Origin of the sequence: Psychromicrobium ferritrahens (genome assembly GCF_043789415.1) — a bacterium.
GTDB lineage: Bacteria > Actinomycetota > Actinomycetes > Actinomycetales > Micrococcaceae > Renibacterium.
Window position 1 is genome coordinate 65,135 of sequence record NZ_JBDLLW010000004.1, and the last position, 13,371, is coordinate 78,505.

The 13,371-nt window shown below is 62.3% G+C and carries 16 protein-coding genes; 12 read left to right on the forward strand and 4 right to left on the reverse strand.

Going from position 1 to position 13,371, the window contains the following annotated elements; genetic code table 11:
• The first annotated feature begins 15 nt into the window (after positions 1-15).
• The 4 genes from ABDK06_RS13960 to ABDK06_RS13975 are packed head-to-tail and all read left to right on the forward strand — an operon-like array spanning position 16 to position 2,939.
• The gene (locus tag ABDK06_RS13960; protein ID WP_394942084.1) at positions 16-921 is read left to right on the forward strand and encodes a CoA transferase subunit A; all 906 of its coding nucleotides are present in this window, start codon (positions 16-18) and stop codon (positions 919-921) included.
• Positions 918-1,574 carry a CoA transferase subunit B gene (locus tag ABDK06_RS13965; RefSeq protein WP_394942086.1) on the forward strand — a complete coding sequence of 219 codons (657 nt, stop codon included), beginning with the start codon at positions 918-920 and terminating at the stop codon, positions 1,572-1,574. The genes ABDK06_RS13960 and ABDK06_RS13965 overlap by 4 nt, the downstream gene beginning before the upstream one ends.
• Positions 1,567-2,118, forward strand: a complete 552-nt coding sequence (locus tag ABDK06_RS13970; protein ID WP_394942088.1) for a MaoC family dehydratase — start codon at positions 1,567-1,569, stop codon at positions 2,116-2,118. The genes ABDK06_RS13965 and ABDK06_RS13970 overlap by 8 nt, the downstream gene beginning before the upstream one ends.
• Positions 2,119-2,135: 17 nt before the next feature.
• Complete coding sequence (locus ABDK06_RS13975; RefSeq protein ID WP_394942314.1) at positions 2,136-2,939, forward strand: HpcH/HpaI aldolase/citrate lyase family protein; 804 nt, start codon at positions 2,136-2,138, stop codon at positions 2,937-2,939.
• A 167-nt stretch (positions 2,940-3,106) separates the two neighbouring features.
• Here ABDK06_RS13975 and ABDK06_RS13980 read toward each other — a convergent pair whose 3' ends face one another.
• On the reverse strand, positions 3,107-3,901 hold the full coding sequence (locus ABDK06_RS13980; protein WP_394942090.1) for an isocitrate lyase/PEP mutase family protein: 795 nt from the start codon (positions 3,899-3,901) through the stop codon (positions 3,107-3,109).
• Between the two features lie 105 nt (positions 3,902-4,006).
• Here ABDK06_RS13980 and dxr point away from each other — a divergent pair, with 105 nt between their 5' ends.
• The 7 genes from dxr (at position 4,007) to ABDK06_RS14015 (ending at position 10,390) form a co-directional block, all read left to right on the forward strand.
• On the forward strand, positions 4,007-5,230 hold the full coding sequence (gene dxr / locus ABDK06_RS13985; protein WP_394942092.1) for a 1-deoxy-D-xylulose-5-phosphate reductoisomerase: 1,224 nt from the start codon (positions 4,007-4,009) through the stop codon (positions 5,228-5,230).
• 11 nt (positions 5,231-5,241) lie between these two features.
• A complete protein-coding gene (locus tag ABDK06_RS13990; protein ID WP_394942316.1) occupies positions 5,242-6,633 on the forward strand; it encodes a M50 family metallopeptidase in 1,392 nt (463 codons plus the stop codon).
• A gap of 59 nt (positions 6,634-6,692) precedes the next feature.
• Positions 6,693-7,307 (forward strand): MarR family transcriptional regulator, encoded by a 615-nt coding sequence (locus ABDK06_RS13995; protein ID WP_394942094.1) that lies wholly within the window; start codon positions 6,693-6,695, stop codon positions 7,305-7,307.
• A 43-nt stretch (positions 7,308-7,350) separates the two neighbouring features.
• A complete protein-coding gene (locus ABDK06_RS14000; protein WP_394942096.1) occupies positions 7,351-7,836 on the forward strand; it encodes a hypothetical protein in 486 nt (161 codons plus the stop codon).
• 146 nt (positions 7,837-7,982) lie between these two features.
• On the forward strand, positions 7,983-8,273 hold the full coding sequence (locus ABDK06_RS14005; protein ID WP_394942098.1) for a YciI family protein: 291 nt from the start codon (positions 7,983-7,985) through the stop codon (positions 8,271-8,273).
• Positions 8,274-8,361: 88 nt separating this feature from the next.
• Entirely contained in the window at positions 8,362-9,537 is a 1,176-nt protein-coding gene (ispG, locus tag ABDK06_RS14010; RefSeq protein ID WP_394942100.1) for a flavodoxin-dependent (E)-4-hydroxy-3-methylbut-2-enyl-diphosphate synthase, read from the forward strand.
• Between the two features lie 58 nt (positions 9,538-9,595).
• The gene (locus ABDK06_RS14015; protein ID WP_394942102.1) at positions 9,596-10,390 is read left to right on the forward strand and encodes a GNAT family N-acetyltransferase; all 795 of its coding nucleotides are present in this window, start codon (positions 9,596-9,598) and stop codon (positions 10,388-10,390) included.
• 22 nt (positions 10,391-10,412) lie between these two features.
• Here the strand turns inward: ABDK06_RS14015 and ABDK06_RS14020 are convergent, their stop codons facing one another.
• Together ABDK06_RS14020 and ABDK06_RS14025 are read right to left on the reverse strand one after the other, a co-directional pair.
• Positions 10,413-10,688, reverse strand: a complete 276-nt coding sequence (locus ABDK06_RS14020; RefSeq protein WP_394942104.1) for a hypothetical protein — start codon at positions 10,686-10,688, stop codon at positions 10,413-10,415.
• A 93-nt stretch (positions 10,689-10,781) separates the two neighbouring features.
• Entirely contained in the window at positions 10,782-11,468 is a 687-nt protein-coding gene (locus ABDK06_RS14025; protein ID WP_394942106.1) for a TetR/AcrR family transcriptional regulator, read from the reverse strand.
• A 28-nt stretch (positions 11,469-11,496) separates the two neighbouring features.
• On the opposite strand from ABDK06_RS14025, the gene ABDK06_RS14030 reads away from it, so the two are divergent.
• Positions 11,497-12,426 (forward strand): FAD-dependent monooxygenase, encoded by a 930-nt coding sequence (locus tag ABDK06_RS14030; RefSeq protein WP_394942108.1) that lies wholly within the window; start codon positions 11,497-11,499, stop codon positions 12,424-12,426.
• Positions 12,427-12,641: 215 nt separating this feature from the next.
• On the opposite strand, the gene ABDK06_RS14035 is transcribed toward ABDK06_RS14030, so the two are convergent.
• Positions 12,642-13,322 carry a PadR family transcriptional regulator gene (locus tag ABDK06_RS14035; RefSeq protein WP_394942110.1) on the reverse strand — a complete coding sequence of 227 codons (681 nt, stop codon included), beginning with the start codon at positions 13,320-13,322 and terminating at the stop codon, positions 12,642-12,644.
• Positions 13,323-13,371: the final 49 nt, after the last annotated feature.

Consider the following 13,371-nt stretch of genomic DNA (forward strand, 5'->3'; position numbering starts at 1 on the left):
AGAGGGAGATCGAGGATGATCGACAAAACAGTCGCCAGTGCCACTGAAGCGGTAGCCGATATACCCGATGGAGCCTCGCTCGCCGTCGGCGGTTTCGGGCTGTGCGGTATTCCGGTGGCGCTGATTGACGCGCTGCACGCCCAGGGCACCTCCGAACTGGAGACCGTGAGCAATAACTGCGGGGTCGACGACTGGGGTCTGGGCATCCTGCTCAGTGACGGGCGGATCCGGCGGACCATTTCCTCCTACGTGGGGGAGAACAAGGAGTTCGCCCGGCAGTACCTCTCCGGTGAGCTCGAGGTAGTGCTCACTCCGCAGGGCACCCTGGCAGAGAAGCTGCGAGCCGGTGGGGCGGGTATTCCCGCTTTCTACACCACCGCCGGGGTAGGGAGCCAGGTCTCCGAGGGCGGCCTGCCGCAGAAGTACGACGCCGAGGGCAAGGTGCTGATCGCCTCGGAACCCAAGGAGGTCCGCGAGTTCGGCGGCGCCGATTACGTGCTGGAGGAATCGCTGACCCCCGACTTCGCCCTGGTGCACGCCGCCAAGGGTGATCGGCACGGCAATCTGGTCTTCCACGCCACCGCGATGAACTTCAACCCGCTCTGCGCGATGGCCGGCAAGGTGACCATCGCCGAGGTCGAGGAGCTCGTGGAACCGGGAGAGCTGGACCCGGAACAGGTTCATTTGCCCGGGATCTTCGTGCAGCGCGTGGTGCATGTGCCGGTCGGAGCGCCGCACTCCGAGAAACGGATTGAGAAGCGGACAGTTTCAGCGGCCATCGGCGGAGACGGATCAACCGCCCCCGCCCGCTTCGCGGTGCCCGATGCCACTCCCTGGTCGGCTGATCCGTCCCCCACTAACTCTCTTGCCCCAAATCCCGGCTCTGCCCAACCTTCAGCGAATACGGGAGCTGCATCATGACTCTGACTCGAAACGAACTGGCTGCCCGGGTGGCTCAGGAGCTGGAAAACGGACAGTACGTGAACCTGGGCATCGGAATGCCGACGCTGATCCCGAACTACATCCCCGAGGGGGTGGAGGTGGTGCTGCACTCGGAGAACGGCATCCTGGGCACCGGGCCGTACCCCACCGAGGACGCCGTCGATCCGGACCTGATCAACGCCGGGAAGGAGACCGTCACGGTCAATAAGGGTGCTGCCTTTTTCGACTCCGCCGCTTCCTTCGGCATGGTGCGCGGCGGTCACGTCGACGTCGCGGTGCTCGGCGCCATGGAGGTCGCGCAGAATGGTGACCTGGCCAATTGGATGATCCCCGGCAAGATGGTCAAGGGTATGGGCGGCGCAATGGACCTGGTCTTCGGCGCTAAGAAGCTCATCGTGATGATGGAGCACACCGATAAAAACGGCAAGCCCAAGATCCTCAGCGAGTGCACGTTACCGCTCACCGGTAAGGGCTGTGTGGACCTGATTATTACCGATCTTGCGGTGATCGAAGTGGTCGCTGGCCAGGGGCTAGTGCTTCGCGAAACTGCTCCGGGGGTTTCGGTGGAGGGCGTCGTCGCGGCCACCGGAGCGCCGCTCACCGTGGACTTAAAGGCGGAACCCAATGTCTGAACTGCAAAACCTCTTAGGGCCGAGCCCTGAGCCGGCCGACTCCGAGTTGCCGGTGATCGAGCAGCGCGGCCTCTTCCTCGATGAACTGCAAACCGGCGTCATTTATGCGCACCGCCCCGGTCGTACTGTGACCGAGGCGGATAACGTGCTGTTCACCACGCTCACCATGAACACCCAGGCGCTGCACCTGGATGCCGCCTGGAGCGCCACCCAGCCTTTCGGACAGCGGCTGGTGAACTCGATGTTCACGCTCTCCACCGTGGTAGGACTCTCGGTGGCACAGCTCACCCAGGGCACCATCATCGGCCAGCTCGGGCTCACCGACGTGCGCTTTCCGCACCCGGTCTTCCACGGCGACACGCTCTACGCCGAGACCGTGGTGACCGAGAAACGGCTCTCCGCCTCACGGCATGGTCAGGGCATCGCCACCATGAAGCTGGTAGGCAAGAACCAGGACGGCGTGATGGTGGCCGAAGCGACCCGAAGCTGTCTGATCTGGGCCAACGCCCAAGCCGCCGCCGCTTCTGGCCGAAAGGAAGCTTGATCGTGGAAGCTTTCACCATGGGCCCGGCTCTGCTGTTCTGCCCGGCGGACCGCCCCGAGCGCTACACCAAGGCCGCCGAGCGGGCCGACGCCGTGATCCTCGACCTGGAGGACGCCGTCGCCCCCGAAGCGAAGGCCGCAGCCCGGCAGGCACTGATCGAGAATCCACTGGATCCGGAGCGCACCGTGGTCCGGGTGAATCCGCTCGACACCCCGGAGTTCGCTCTCGATCTGGAAGCGCTGCGCAGCACCGCCTACCGAACCGTGATGGTGGCCAAAGCGGAAGATGCGCAAGCTATCGCCCAGGCGCTCGCCGATTACCCGGTGCTCGCGCTCTGCGAGACCGCGCTCGGCGTGGTGCGGGCCGCGGAGATCGCCCAGGCCCACAATGTGGTGGGGCTGATGTGGGGAGCCGAGGATCTGGTGGCCTCGCTCGGCGGTACCTCCTCCCGCGATGAGGACGGCGGCTACCGCGCGGTGGCGCTGCAGGCCAGGTCTCAAGTGCTTTTGGCCGCGGGCGCCTATAGCAAGGCCGCTATCGACGCCGTCTATCTGAACATCCCCGACGTCGACGGTCTCTACCGGGAAGCCCAAGACGCGGTGGCTTCAGGTTTTTCAGCCACCGCCTGCATTCACCCCTCCCAGGTGGAGCACCTGCGACGGGCTTATCAGCCGCCGCGAGCCGACGTCGAATACGCTCGTGCGCTATTGGCGGCGGCTGCCGAGGCACAGAACGGCGTCTTCAGTTTCCAAGGCCGGATGATCGACGGCCCGGTGCTCAAACACGCCCAAGCGACTCTGCGACGCGCCGGCCAAGCCTAAATTTCTCGCTCACCAAACCAGCCGTCCCACTGAGTGTTACGGAAGTGAAAGATGCACACTCACAAGGTTCACCTTGGAAACATCTGCAACATTCAATGGGACGGCTGGTTAACGAACAGCTGGTTAAGGTGCGACGGATAAGAGCGGTTTTGGTTCGATGGGCGGTGTTAATTGAGCGGCTTGATGCCTTCGGGCAGCACGCCTCCGGCCAAGAGGTTCTCTGCCGCTGCCTGCAACGCGGTGAGTGCCAGCCGCTGGGTGAGCGGGCCGTAGGAGATCCGGCTGACGCCGAGTTCGCTGAGCTTCGCGGGTGCGAGCGAACCCGGGATGCCGATCACCGAGAGCTTATTCCGGCCCAGGCCTTCGACCAGCGCGCTGACTGTCGTTTCATCGAAAAGCCCGGGGACGAAGACGTTGGTCGCTCCTTCGTCGAGGAAGGCCTTGCCACGCTTCACGGCTTCGGCGATCTGCTCGTTCTTATCGGCGTCCGGGCCGCCTTTGACGAACACATCAGTGCGAGCGTTCAGGGCGAAAGTGACTCCTTCGTCGGAGGCGGCTTTTACCGCGGCGCGGACCGCGGCCACGGCTTCGTCAAAGGGCTTCAGCTGATCCTCTAGGTTCGCCCCGACGATGCCGACGCCGATGGCTTGCCGAACCGTCTCCCCGGCGTCGCCGTAGCCCGCTTCGAGATCTGCGCTGACCGGTAGTTCGGTGGAGGCTGCGATCCGACCCACCGCTTCGATCATCAGCTCGCGTGGGATGTTCTCGCCATCCTCATACCCCAGTGAAGCCGCAATGGAGTGGCTTGCCGTGGCTAAGGCCTTGGTCCCAGGCAGGTCCGCAATGACCTTGGCGGAGATCACGTCCCAGACATTGATCACCTGGAGCAGTTCCGGGGCGTTGTGCAATTCGACGAGCCGTTGGCCCTTGGCATTATTCGCTGAGCTCTGTGCTGTGTTCATGCTGCCCACGTTACCCTTGGCAGGCGGCTTCCCCAAGGTGGCTTTGCTCACCTCAAAGGGGTGGATGTTAGCTTCTCTCAGCCGAGTATGCGAGATACTCGGTCTATGCATCTTGAAATCATCGGCGATGCCTCGCAGCCTCGCCGGGTCACCATTCTCGGTTCTACCGGCTCCATCGGCACTCAGGCCCTCGACGTCATCGAACGGGCTTTCCATGAGGACGGCGCGCCGCGTTTCCTGGTCACCGCGCTGAGCGCGGGCGGCGGAAAGCTTGAGCTGCTGGCTCGGCAGGCCGTTGCCACCCGAGCTGCTGTGATCGGCATCGCGACCGGGGATCCCGAAGAGCTCCGAGCCATCATCCACCAGCTAGCCCCGGGCTATCAACCGCAGATCGAGGCCGGGCCGAATGCCGCCGCGCTGATCGCCGCCCTGCCGACGGACGTTGTGCTCAACGGAGTGACTGGCTCGATTGGATTGGCCCCTACGCTGGCTGCCTTGCAGGCCGGAACCACGCTAGCGCTGGCAAATAAAGAGTCACTCATCGTGGGCGGCCAATTGGTCAAGGACGCCGCCCGAGAGCACGGAGCGCAGCTGGTCCCGGTCGACTCTGAGCATTCTGCCATCGCCCAAGCTCTGCGTTCCGGCACTCCGGAGGAAGTCGACCGGCTGATTCTGACCGCTTCCGGCGGGCCATTCCGGGGCTGGCAGCGCTCCGAGTTGCAGGGGGTCACCCCGGCTCAGGCTCTTAAGCACCCCACCTGGGATATGGGGCTGATGGTCACTACCAATTCGGCGACCCTGGTCAACAAGGGTTTGGAGCTCATTGAGGCTCACCTGCTCTTCGACGTACCCCTGGATCGGATCGATGTCGTAGTTCATCCCCAGTCAGTGGTGCACTCCATGGTGCAGTTCATTGACGGCTCCACCATCGCGCAAGCCTCCCCGCCGGATATGCGCTTGCCGATCGCGCTCGGCCTCGCCTGGCCCGAACGGGTCAGGGGCGCCGCGCAGCCCTGCGACTGGAGCAAAGCCACTGAGTGGACCTTCGAACCGCTCGACAGCGAAGCCTTTCCCGCCGTCGAACTGGCCAGGGACGCCGCGAAACAGGGCGGAACCCACCCCGCGGTGTTCAACGCCGCGAATGAAGAGGCCGTGACCGCTTTCCATCAGGGCAGAGTGGATTTCCTGGGCATCGTCAATCTCGTTGAGGCGGTGCTCAGCGAACACTCAGCGGGGGCATCAGCAGAGGGGCTTACGCTAGATGCGGTGCTGAACGCTGAAAACTGGGCACGGTTACGGGCTCAGGAACGTTTGGCTAAGCAGAACTAGCGGGAAGATTGATCGTGACGGTATTGCTTTTTGTTCTCGGGGTGCTTTTCGTCGTCCTCGGGATCGGCGTCTCTATTGCGCTGCACGAGGTGGGTCACTTGGTGCCCGCGAAGCTCTTCAAGGTGCGGGTCACCCGCTACATGATCGGCTTCGGGCCCACTCTCTGGTCGCGTAAGAAGGGCGAAACCGAGTACGGGATCAAAGCGATTCCAGCGGGCGGTTATGTCGCGATGATCGGCATGTATCCGCCGAATAAGGCCGATGGCAGCATCCGGCCCTCCAGTACGGGTATGTTCCAGACTCTGGCGGAATCCGGAGCCGCTCAGCGCGAGAAGCGCCAGCGCAAGGCCGGTCGGTTCGAGCAGCTGGCTACCGAGGCACGCGCTATGGCGCACGAAGAAGTCGGGCCTGGCGATGAGAACCGGGTGTTCTACAAGCTGCCGGTGTGGAAGAAGATCATCATCATGCTCGGCGGCCCCTTCATGAACTTGCTGATCGGCACCGTGCTGATGGCCGTGCTGCTTATGGGCTTCGGAGTCGCGCAGCCGACCACTACGCTCTCAGTGGTCAACGCCTGCCAGGTCAAAGAAGGGGAGACCGCGGCTGATCCAGCGAATTGCACGCCGACGCCGGCCGCTGCGGCGAACCTGAAACCGGGTGATGTGATCAGCTCCTTCGACGGCAAGACCGTGACCAGCTGGGATGAGCTCACCTCCTGGATTCGAACCTCGGCTGGAAAGAATGTTCCGGTCACCGTGCAGCGCAACGGGCAGACCGTGCAACTCACGATCACCCCGGTGCTCACGGCCCGGCCCGTGCTGACTGCCGCAGGTACCCCTCAGAAGGACGCCTCGGGCAAGGCAGTGACCCAGGACGTCGGCTTCATCGGGGTGAGCCCGACGAGCCAGAACGTGCAGCAGCCGATCACCGCGGTACTGCCCGCAGTGGGCAACAACATCGCCCAAGTGGCGGGTGTAGTGATCAACCTTCCGCAGCGGCTAGTCGCGGTGGCTCAGGCGGCCTTCAGCTCCGCGCCGCGCGACCCGAACGGCCCGGTCTCGGTGGTCGGCGTGGGACGGGTCGCGGGTGAAGTCGCAGCGATGGAGGATGTGCCGTTGAGTGCTCGGTTCGCCACGCTGCTCGGTCTGCTGGCCGGGCTGAACTTCGCGCTCTGCGTTTTCAACCTGATCCCCTTGCTGCCGCTGGACGGCGGGCATGTGATCGGGGCGCTCTACGAGGCGGCCCGACGTCGGATCGCGAAGCTCTTCAAGCGCAAGGACCCGGGACCCTTCGATATCGCCAAGCTTTTGCCGCTGACCTATGTAGTGGCCTCCTTGATGCTCGTGATGGGTGCTCTGCTGATTTACGCCGATATCGTCAAACCAGTGAATCTCTTCGGTTGATTTCAGTAAATCAAGCAATAAAGATTGATTTACTGAAATCAAACATATATGGTTGATCAATGTTCGTGATGACCATTGATCAACGGGGCAGCCGCCGGAGCGAGGATCTGATCCCCGGCCTGGTCAAAGAGCTGGAGGGCGTGTCGACGCTCTTGCCCTTCGAGCGATCCGTCGGCGATGAGCTGCAGGGGGTGCTGCCTTCTGCGCAGGACGTCGTGGAAGTCTCGATGCGCGCTCTTCGCGCGGGCCAGTGGTACATCGGCATCGGGGTTGGGGCGGTGCAGACCCCGGTCTTTCAACATTCCCGCGATGCCAAGGGGAGTGCTTTCATCGCAGCACGCGAAGCAGTTGAGCAGGCCAAGAAATCCGGGAACCGAGTTCCGTTGGCGGTCTGCGGTGCTATTCCGAGCAAGCAGATAGCGGCGGCGGAAGCGGTGCTCCGATTGCTCGGGGGATTGGTGAGCGGGAGGAGCGCTGCGGAATGGCGGATCCTGGACCGGCTTACCCCTGGGGTGCGCGGGAATCAAGCCGAGGTGGCGGCGGCTCTCCAGGTCAGCCCGCAAGCGGTGAGCAACGCCGTCCGACGTTCTGGCTGGCTTGAGGAGTGGGCGGGGCGGGATGCCGCAGCGCTGTTATTGGAACTCGCGGATCGGACCGTTGAGGAATGGAGCTGAGTCGGGGAAGCCATCGCCGGGATGCCGAACGTAGGCTGGAGTCATGACGTTTTTGATCATCATCGCGGCTCTGCTGGTGGCGAGCCTTCTCGGTTGGCCACTGACCGCCCTGGTCCTCAAATTGGCGCGCAATGTGGATCTCAAGGCCAAGGCGACGGATGAAACGGCTTCGGAGAGTTTGCCGACGGCGATCCCAGAGAGTGAGCAAGCAGCCCAGGCCGAGCAAACAGCCGGTTCGGCTGAGATCGAGAAGCTAGCTGAACGCCCGCAACCCAGCCAGAACTCATCGAAAGTGCTCCGCGGCGGGCTGCTGATCGGCGTCCTGGAACGTCTAGCCGTGGTGCTCTGCCTGGTCTTCGATCAGCCGGTGGCGATCGCCTACGTGATCGCCGTAAAGGGACTGGGCCGGTATCCGGAATTGAAGGAAAGTCCGGCGGCGAGCGAACGATTCATCATCGGCACTCTGGCCTCGCTGATCTGGGCCACCGTGGTGGGCGTTACGGCCCGCTGGCTGATGAGTCTGCTCTAGCCCGCCGAGAAGCCACGAATTTCTCAGCCAGCGATCCCACTGAGTTTTACTGCTGCGACAGCAGATCGCTTATCCCAGCAACAGGAATAACTTCAGTAACACTCAGTGGGACGGCTGGATGTAGAGGTTCTGTGTAGGGTGAAGGTATGAGTATTTATGCGGTGGAATATCACTACGATCCGAAGACCGCCGGACTGCGCGATGAGCACCGGCCGGTGCATCGAGACTGGCTTTCCAGCCAATCAGAGGCCGGCGTCATCCTCGCCTCGGGGCCTTACCCGGACGGCAGCGGCGCGCTGCTGATCTTCCGTGCTGAGAACGAGGACGAACTGAGAGCACTCTTGCAGCAGGACCCCTTTGCGATTCAGCAGTGCATCGCTGGCGTCGGCGTTAAGGCCTGGAATCCGGTGATTGGGCGGCTCAAGGAATATGTCTGAGCCGCTCGAAGCTTAGAATGAAGAGTACGTCCGTCACCCGACAACCGTCGTCGTCACAGGACGCGAAGCACATAATGGAGTCACAGCAATGACATCAGTCAGTTTGGGTATGCCAGCCGCGCCACCGCCGGTGCTAGCTCCCCGGAGGAAGACCCGGCAGATCAAGGTCGGTTCGGTCGGGGTGGGATCGGATTCACCGATCAGCGTCCAATCGATGACCACTACGCCCACCACCGATATCAATGCCACTCTGCAACAGATCGCCGAACTGACGGCCTCGGGCTGCGATATCGTCCGGGTCGCCTGCCCCTCAGCGGACGACGCCGAGGCCCTGCCGATCATTGCCAAGAAATCACAGATCCCGGTGATCGCGGATATTCATTTTCAGCCCAAATACGTTTTCGCCGCGATCGAAGCCGGTTGCGCCGCGGTACGGGTGAACCCGGGCAATATCCGCAAATTCGACGATCAGGTCAAGGAGATCGCCCAGGCGGCCAAGGACCACGGCGTCTCGATCCGGATCGGCGTCAACGCCGGTTCGCTGGACCCCCGACTGATGCAGAAGTACGGCAAAGCGACTCCCGAAGCGCTCGTGGAGAGCGCGGTTTGGGAGGCTTCGCTCTTCGAAGAGCACGATTTCCATGACTTCAAGATCTCGGTGAAGCATAACGACCCGGTAGTGATGGTGCGGGCCTACGAACTGTTGGCGGAACGTGGAGATTGGCCTTTGCACCTCGGCGTGACCGAGGCAGGGCCGGCTTTCCAGGGCACCATTAAATCGGCCACCGCCTTCGGAGCTTTGCTCTCCAAGGGGATCGGCGACACCATCCGGGTCTCGCTTTCTGCTCCTCCGGTGGAGGAGATCAAGGTCGGCAATCAGATCCTGCAGTCCCTCAATCTGCGGCCTCGGAAGCTGGAGATCGTCTCCTGCCCCTCCTGCGGCCGAGCCCAGGTGGATGTCTACACCCTCGCTGAGCAGGTCACCTCAGGGCTGGAGGGCATGGAAGTGCCGTTGCGGGTGGCCGTCATGGGCTGTGTGGTAAACGGGCCGGGAGAAGCGCGTGAGGCCGATCTCGGAGTGGCCTCCGGCAATGGCAAAGGCCAGATTTTTGTGAAGGGAGAAGTCATTAAGACTGTTCCTGAGGATCAGATTGTTGAGACACTCATTGAGGAAGCAATGCGGATCGCCGAGGAAATAGAAGAGGCGGGTGGAACCGATGGCCAGAACGGCGTCAAGGGCTCTCCCGTGGTCAGCGTTTCCTAAAGCTGCCCGAACGGGCGAATCTCCGATTCGGGTACTCACCGAATCGGACACTGCGGCGTTGCGCGAATTGGTCGACCAAGACCCAGTGGCCAATGTCTTCATGGCCTCTCAGCTCGATCAGCACCACAGCGCCGTGCCCAATATCCTGGGGGTTCACACCGCAGGGTTCTTTGCCCCTGACGGTGAGTTATTGGCGGCCAGCTGGGTCGGTGCGAATGTCATTCCGATCGCCGTCACCGAGCAGCTAGCGCCGGCTTTCGGCAATTATCTGAGCGCTTTAGGACGTCGTCACGCCAGCATTTACGGCCCTGCGGAAGCGGTGCTCGCTATCTTCCGGCAGATGCGCGCCAAAGGTGCCCGGGCCAGCGAAGTCCGGCCGTGCCAGCCCCTGCTGGCGATGAGCGGGGCTTCATCGATCGCCCCGCATCCGCAGCTGCGCCCCAGTCGGATGGAATGTTTCGAACAGATCCTGCCCGCTGCGGTGGCGATGTTCGAAGAGGAAGTCGGCTACTCCCCGCTGACCACGGGGGAGGACTTCTATCGACGCCGGGTCGCCTCGCTGATTCGCCAGGGCTATTCCCTGAGCCACTTGGATCGATTCGGCGAAGTGATCTTCAAAGCCGATCTGGGTGCTGTCTCGCGGGCGGCGAGCCAGGTGCAAGGAGTCTGGTTGCGACCGGACCACCGCGGCCGGGGTCTCAGCCACGCCTATATGGCCGCAGTGGTCGAATTGGCCCGCCGGCACGCGCCGGTGGTGAGCCTCTACGTCAATGATTACAATACGAGGGCTTTCGCAAGCTACCAGCGAGTGGGCTTTGAACGGGTCGGCACCTTCGCCACCGTCCTTTTCTAGTCTTTCCGCCCTCCTGGCCGGCTCAGCTGGCGCTGGTGTCCTCTTGCTGCTGGGCCTGGCGGCCCAGCGCGAGCGAGCTATTGTGCAGCATCTCCGCGGCGTTCAGCAGAGTCGGGGCGTGAGAGGAATTCCAGGCGTGCTTGAAGAAGAAGGAGTCGGGGCCGTGCCATTCCAGAGGGCCGTTGATCTTGGCGCTCAGCGTAGCCCTGGCGGTTCTTAGTAAATCCGCCCCCTGGGCCATCTGACGGGCGAGGGCGCGCAGTTCCTCCGGATCGGCTCCCAGCAGGCTTTCGCTCACCGGTGCGCTCCTAGGTAGTTCACCTTTTCAGCCTAGAGCCCGGCTGCCCGGGCCGCGATGGGTAGTACTGCCCATTGAACTCTTGAGTGAGGATCACTCGCTGCTGTATGGAGCATAGAGCCGTCTGCCCGGCGCCGGGATTCCTGATGGCGTCATTTCCGGGGTCGTGGTTTCCGGGGTCGTCGCCCGGATTCCCTTGAGCACGATATCGACGATGTGCTCAGCGGTGCTCCGATCAAAAGCTCTGCGCTCTCTGAAGACAAAAAGGTACACCGGTCCTACCAGTAACTCGCCGAGGAAATAGGCATCGAGAGCGGGTAATTCCCCGGCCGCGGTCGCGGCATCGAGCCTGCGCTGCAGAGCTTCGACGCGGGTGTTCAGGATGGAGTTCTCAATGGCATGCAATGCCGGGGTGCCACGGGCGTGCTCCAGGAAACCCATAATGGCGCGGCCTCTCGGGGTGCGGATTCCCTCCGCTATCGCCAGCAGGTAACGGATCAGATCCTCGCGCAGATCGGCGCTGCTCTGCAAGGAGATCTGCACCGTGGAGAACCGTTCGAAGGCGGCCCGGATCAGGTCGTCTTTATTCGGCCAATTGCGGTAGAGGGTCGTCTTATGCACGCCGGATCGCTGGGCCACGGTTTCATAGCGCAGCGCGCCGATGCCTTCTTCAGCAAAGAGATCGAGGGTTGCTTCCAGTACGCGAGCCTTGATGGCCGCGGTGCGACCTCCCGGTCGGGAGCTGCGCTGGGTATTCGCTGTGGGCTCGATAGCATCCATGGATTATTGATCATAGCGCGTCCATCAGGTGACGATCGTCGAGCGGGCAAGCCATTTGCGGGTGACTGGTACACCGATCGATGTGCGCGGTGATGCCATTGAGATCGCGCGGCAGATGGGCATCCTGCCCCGCCTGATCGAGGAGCGAGTCAGGATGACCGAGCTCGTGCAACTCGTTGATGGGCAGGGCCGAGTGCTAGCCGATCTCGTCCCAGAGCAGATCAGCGATTCACCGGACGACCTTGAGATCGCCAGAAAGGATCTCAGCCAGATCCTGACCGATGCCCTTCCTGAATCGGTGCAGCTCACCTTTGCGGAATCCATCTCGGCCTTGCACGACACGGGCGACGTCGTCGAGGTCACCTTCACCTCGGCAGGTCAGGATGTGCACGATCTGGTGGTCGGCGCGGACGGGCTTCACTCGGCGGTGCGGAGGCCGGTGTTCGGACCCGAAGAGAACTACCTGAAGTATCTCGGTGTGTACTTCGGGATCACCACTTTGCCGTCCGTGCCCGACGATGGACGACGTTCCATGATGTACAACTTCCCGAACCATCCGGTCGGCTATCTCACCTACCGGACCGGAGCTCTCGGGTTCTTCGTCTTCCGTTCTGAGCCGCTGCACTATGACCATCAAGATATCGAAGCACAGCGCCGTCTGCTGCGTGAGGCGTTTTCCGCGGAGGGTTCTTGGAAGCTCCCAGATCTGCTCGACAACGCGCAACACGATGAGGACTTCTACCTTGATTCAGCGAGTCAGATCCATCTGCCTAGCTGGTCCAGCGGCCGGGTGGTGTTGATCGGCGACGCCGCCCATTCCGCGGCTTTCATCTCCGGACGGGGCATTTCGCTCGCCCTCACCGGCACTTGGTTCCTGGCCCAGGCGCTCGAACAGCACCCGAACGATCTGAAGGCAGCTTTTGCCGCCTATGCGGAGCAACAGCGGCCTTTATGTTGAACATCCGCAAAACAGCATGGGGCGCGGCAAAGAACTGATGGTTCCGCAGGGTTGGGAGGCCATTCATGAGCGCAATGCCCGCTTTCGCGAGTTGCAGGGTGACCAATTCACCGGATCTGCCCGCTAGCACGAAGCCTGGATCCTGTTCGGTCTGGAGCTCATGGACACCGCACTGCCTTTGGCTCGAGGGCCGATTACTCAGCCTTCTGGGGCTCTCACTGAGGCGGTGAGTCTTCGCTCTCGGCGACCTTGTGCCGCGAAAGTCGGACGGCCTGTTGATGGGAATTGCCCCAGATCGGGTCGTCCTCTCGCGGTTCCCAGATCGGCGGTTCGCCCAGGAAAGCATAATTCCCAGCAGTGATCCGGGCCAGAGCTCCATCGGTCCACCGAAGATCGCCCTGCAGCCGTTCCACCGCGAACAGGTGGTGCTCCATAACGTGCGGCGGTGTATCGCGACTGCCCTGCGAAAGCTCAGAGATGGCTTTCGCTTCCCGCCGTAGCGCTTCATTGAGGCCGTTTTTTCTTTCACCCAATAAGACTGAGACCTCCTCACGGCCGAAAAATGGCAGAAAAGCGATTCCCGCCATCGTTGTCGCTAGCGTTGGGGACGCCACATCGCGCAGCGCCTGGCGGAAGAGCTTGGAGAATTCAGCAGAGCCCGAATCAGTGATTCGGTAGGTGGCCTTGGCCGCGGATTCGTCGGCTTCCGTGGGGACCACCTCCAATAGGCCTTCTTTGGCCAGCGTACCCAGTGCCGAATAGATCGAACCCGGCTTCACATTCGCCCACTCATCGGCCTTCCAGGAATTGAGCTCCTGTAGCAGTAAATAGCCGTGAGCAGGCTGGAAGATCCGGACAACGCCGAGCACCAGTAAACGTGTGGAGTAGGGAGCCATGAACTTGAGTGTAAGTCACCGTTCTGCAAGTACTCTAGCGGCGGGTAGA